This is a genomic window from Mesorhizobium sp. M6A.T.Ce.TU.002.03.1.1, assembly GCF_003997275.1.
GTDB classification, from domain to species: Bacteria; Pseudomonadota; Alphaproteobacteria; order Rhizobiales; family Rhizobiaceae; genus Mesorhizobium; species Mesorhizobium mediterraneum.
Window position 1 is genome coordinate 1 of the sequence record NZ_RZTI01000236.1, and the last position, 4,130, is coordinate 4,130.

Annotated in this window: 5 protein-coding genes; 3 read left to right on the forward strand and 2 right to left on the reverse strand. The window is 59.1% G+C overall.

Annotation, left to right across the window (positions count from 1 at the left end; genetic code table 11):
• The coding region (locus EOC93_RS32775; RefSeq protein ID WP_245461600.1) for a GTP-binding protein at window positions 1–181 on the reverse strand (181 nt) is incomplete at its 3' end.
• Window positions 182–453: 272 nt separating this feature from the next.
• Between EOC93_RS32775 and EOC93_RS32780 the strand changes: the two genes are divergently transcribed.
• The 3 genes from EOC93_RS32780 to EOC93_RS32790 all read left to right on the forward strand — a co-directional run bounded on the left by EOC93_RS32780 (window position 454) and on the right by EOC93_RS32790 (window position 3,094).
• Window positions 454–1,662: a glycosyltransferase family 87 protein gene (locus tag EOC93_RS32780; protein ID WP_127206681.1), complete on the forward strand. Its 1,209-nt coding sequence runs from the start codon at window positions 454–456 to the stop codon at window positions 1,660–1,662.
• A gap of 67 nt (window positions 1,663–1,729) precedes the next feature.
• The gene (locus EOC93_RS32785; RefSeq protein ID WP_127206682.1) at window positions 1,730–2,617 is read left to right on the forward strand and encodes a DMT family transporter; all 888 of its coding nucleotides are present in this window, start codon (window positions 1,730–1,732) and stop codon (window positions 2,615–2,617) included.
• Window positions 2,618–2,680: 63 nt separating this feature from the next.
• Complete coding sequence (locus tag EOC93_RS32790; RefSeq protein ID WP_245461601.1) at window positions 2,681–3,094, forward strand: GFA family protein; 414 nt, start codon at window positions 2,681–2,683, stop codon at window positions 3,092–3,094.
• 17 nt (window positions 3,095–3,111) lie between these two features.
• On the opposite strand, the gene EOC93_RS32795 is transcribed toward EOC93_RS32790, so the two are convergent.
• A complete protein-coding gene (locus tag EOC93_RS32795) occupies window positions 3,112–3,927 on the reverse strand; it encodes a sulfotransferase family 2 domain-containing protein (RefSeq protein WP_127206684.1) in 816 nt (271 codons plus the stop codon).
• Window positions 3,928–4,130 lie beyond the last annotated feature (203 nt).

Here is a 4,130-nt window from a genome sequence, read left to right on the forward strand (position 1 = left end):
CCGTCGAGATGGTGATGCCGCGCGCCTTCTCCTCAGGCGCCGCATCAATCTGGTCGTAGCGCTTGTATTCGCCAAAATACTTGGTGATCGCCGCCGTCAACGACGTCTTGCCATGATCGACGTGGCCAATCGTGCCAATGTTCACATGAGGCTTTGTACGCTCGAATTTACCTTTTGCCATAGTCTCTTTCCTTGGACGGCTTGGACCTTCAGTTCAGTCGAATGCGGGGCGATTAGCGACTACGGCCGAAAAACACAAGTGCCTTGTGGCCGAACGCATTTTCACTCGATCCCGAACCCATGATCCGATTTCAGGGATGTGACGCCGATATGGGAATGAGGCGACGCAAATGTAAGACGGACACCACCGCGGCCAGTCGCGACACAAACTCTTAATGAAAACGGGGGCAAGATAACGCCCGGGCACCTTGCGGCGCGGGCAAACGGGGCACCATGCGGATAGCCGACATCACGGCAGGAAAAAACCTGCAACGTCTTATCTATCTCGCCGTCTGCGGCTTGATATTTGCCTATCTCTGCGTGCTTGTCATCGCGGTATTGATTGGCGATTGGCTGTTCGACGCGAACGGACAGCCAATCGCCACCGATTTCCTGGCATTTTGGGGCGCTGGCAAGTTTGTTCTGCAAGGCCACGCAGCCGATGCCTATAACTTGGAAATACACAAGAGCATCTCGTCCGCTGAAAGCGGCGCCGTTTTCAATGGCTATTATTCCTGGCAATATCCTCCAACTTTCCTGCTGGTGACCGCAGCATTGGCGCTGGTGTCTTATCCCGCCGCGTTGGTTTCGTGGATGGCATTCGGGATAACGTTCTATGCCTTTGCCATACGGCTGATCGGGGAGACACGCCTTGCGGTTCTGGCAGCCATGGCCTGGCCTCCCGTGCTTTGGAACACAGCGGTCGGGCAAAACGGCTTCGTCACCGCCGCCCTGCTTGGCGCAGCTATCGCATCGATTGAAAAACGCCCGGCGCTCGCCGGCCTCTTCTTCGGCCTGCTTACCTACAAGCCGCAGTTCGGTCTAATCATACCCGTTGCCCTCATCGCTGGAGGCTATTGGCGGGTCATCGGATGGGCCACCATTTCCGCCACTGCAATGGCCGTGCTTTCCATCGCCGTTTTCGGCACGCAGATCTGGTCCGACTTCTTTGACACCGCCGCCAAGATAAACGGGATGATCCTCGTCGACGGCAGGGCCGATTTTTCAAAGCTTCAAAGCCTCTATGGCTTTGTCCGCGCGCTTGGCGGAAGCTTGACGACCGCATGGGTCGCGCAGGGTTTTCTCATCGCAGCCCTGAGCGGCGGCATCATCTGGCTATGGCTTCAAAAAGGAGCTTTCCATGTCAAGGCAGCAGCTCTCGCGACGGCGACGATCCTCGGCTCGCCGTACGCGTTCATCTACGATTTCGTAGCCCTCGCCGTTCCGCTGGTGTTTCTGGGGAAAACAGGCTTTTCGGCGAAAGAGAGCGCCGTCGTGATCGCTGCAGGCATTCTGGTCGGCTGCGGTCCCTCGCAATACGCTCCCACCGCGTTCTTCTCGGCGCTGCTCGTGCTCAGCCTGGTGATCGGCCGTGCATTGCAGGTTTATGCGGTCCCGATACGTCCGGCGGTTTCGCGGGCCGGAATGGCCCGCGCGAACTGAAGCAATCCTGCTCCCTTGCCCGTTGGCGCCCATTGCCGCCATTAACCAGGTCTGATTTCCTGATCCAATGCATTTCATTCCGATCGCCATCCGCGGCCCGCTGTTCATGATCCTCTCGACCGGGTCCTATGTCGTCAACGACACGATGATGAAGCTGGCGACGGTGGGGCTGCCACCCTATGAGGTGCTGTTTCTACGCGGGACGGCGGCGACGCTGTGGGGCATCCCGTTGCTGTTTGCGCTGGGCTACGCCAAGCAGATCCCGCTAATCCTCGAAAGAAGAGTGTTGCGGAGAAACCTGTTCGAGCTGGCGGCAATCCTTTGCTACGTGGTGGCGCTCGCCAACATGCAGATCGCCGATTCGACCGCCTTGGGGCAGATCACTCCCCTGCTCATGCTGATTGGCTCCTCTGTCCTGTTTCGCGAACGGATCGGGGGGCTGCGCATGGCGCTGATCGGGCTCGGCTTCATCGGAGCGGTGATGGTGGCGCAGCCGACCATGCAGGGTATCTCGGTCTACGCCTCGCTGGCGCTCGGCAACGCGGCATTCGCCGCCGCGCGCGATCTCGCCGGGCGGCGGGTCGCCGCCGACGTGCCTGGAATGATCGTCGCTATTTCCGCGGTGGTGGTGGTGCTGGTCGGCTCAGGCGTCGCGCATTTGGTGTCGGAGCGTTGGGTGATGCCCGAGACGCATCATCTGCTGCTGATGGCCGGGGCCGGGTTGTTCCTGATCTTCGGCCACTTCTTCATCTTCATGGCCTATCGCGTCGGGCTAACCGGCGTGGTGGCGCCGTTCTACTACTGCTTCACGGTCTGGGCGGTTATTTCGGGTCTGGTGGTGTTCCAGCAATTCCCGAACGCGCTGGCGATCGGCGGCATTCTTCTGGTGGTGGCCAGCGGGCTGACCATCGTGTCGCTCGACGAGCGCAGGCGCCGGCTGACCGTGGTCGCTTAGTTCAAGCTGGTCACCGCTAAAATGGAGAAGCCCGTGACAAGCCAGGAGAATGCCGGCAACCGCATGCTTGCCGGAAAGTGCCTGTGCGGCGCCGTGCAATACGCCGTGGCCGACGAGTTCATCTACGCTGCGAATTGCCACTGCTCGAACTGCCGGCGCACCACCGGTTCCGCCTTCAAGCCGTTTGCCGGCATCGAGCGTGAGAGGCTGAGCCTGACCAAAGGCGAGGACAATCTCCTGATCTTCGGCGAGGAGACCGTCCATGACACCCATTGCAAGACCTGCGGCTCATTGCTCTATTCGGTCGTCCGCGACGGCGCTTTCGTGCACGTCGCCATGGGAACCCTCGTCGACGAGCCGGCTATCCGCCCGACGCATCACATCTTTGTCGGCTCCAAGGCGAAGTGGTTCGCAATCACCGACGACCTGCCCCAATTCGAAGAGCATGTGGTGAACGCCGAAGGTGCTGACGGATAACCGGCACAGACCGGCAGCTAGAGAATTATCCTCGGCTCGATAAGCGAGCGCTTGGACATGAAGCGAAAGAGATTGCGCGGTGTTCGGGGGTAGATGATCCGGCCATCGCGCAAGGCTCCCGGATCGCCGAAAACATGCAGCGTCGAGGGATCATCGGCATCGCCTTCAGGAATGCCTCCCCATTTTTGCGGATCGTAGTAATCGACGAGAAATCCATAGTCGTAGCGGCAAAACCGCATCGCCTTGGCCAACGCCGCCGGCGACAGGTCCGAAGGGCTGATTTTCCCGCCGCCGACCTGCAGCCGTGGCAGGTCGAATACCCGTCCGCTTACAGAGGATAGAAACGCCTCCACTCTGTCCATCTGCTCGAATTTGAAGACATGTTCGAAGAGGAACAGGCTGCAGCCGGTAAAATAGCGCGGCGACGCCACGTGGAACTGGATCTCCCAGGAGCAGGCGCAGTATTTCTCGATGTTGAAAATGAACGTATCGAAGTCCGGATCGACCGGAATGCCGAGCCTTTCAAGCTTCTCCTTATCCACGTCCGGTCTGGTCAGAACCCGAGTGTCGGAGATCCTGCTGGAATAGGCGGAGAGAAGCCGCTCCAGGGGATCGCGGACGATCGTGAACCGGCCCTTGTGTCCGTCATATGTGGGAAAGAAAGGGTCGACGTAGTTTGTCCCCAAATGGCCGTGAACGTCATTGTCGGGGTCGAACCCGGAGAGCGAGCCTTCCTTTCCGTCGAGCGCCATAAGCGCATATTTGACGCTGCTGCTGCCACTCTTCGGGATGGGATAATAGGTGATCGCGAGTTCTTTTATTTCAATCGCCATTGCCGACTGCGCCCGACATCGCCCATCCCGCCCAAATCCGTGCCGGAAATTCCCTATCAGAGTTGCCCGCTTGCCTCTAGCCAGGGACAAGCGGGCCGCAGCCCGGTATCCTGCCTCAGGCGACAAGTGCAAAAGCGCCGAACGTTAGAAACGCTCAACCAAATTATCGTTTCGTTTTCGCATTCTCTGTCAAAGAAACTATA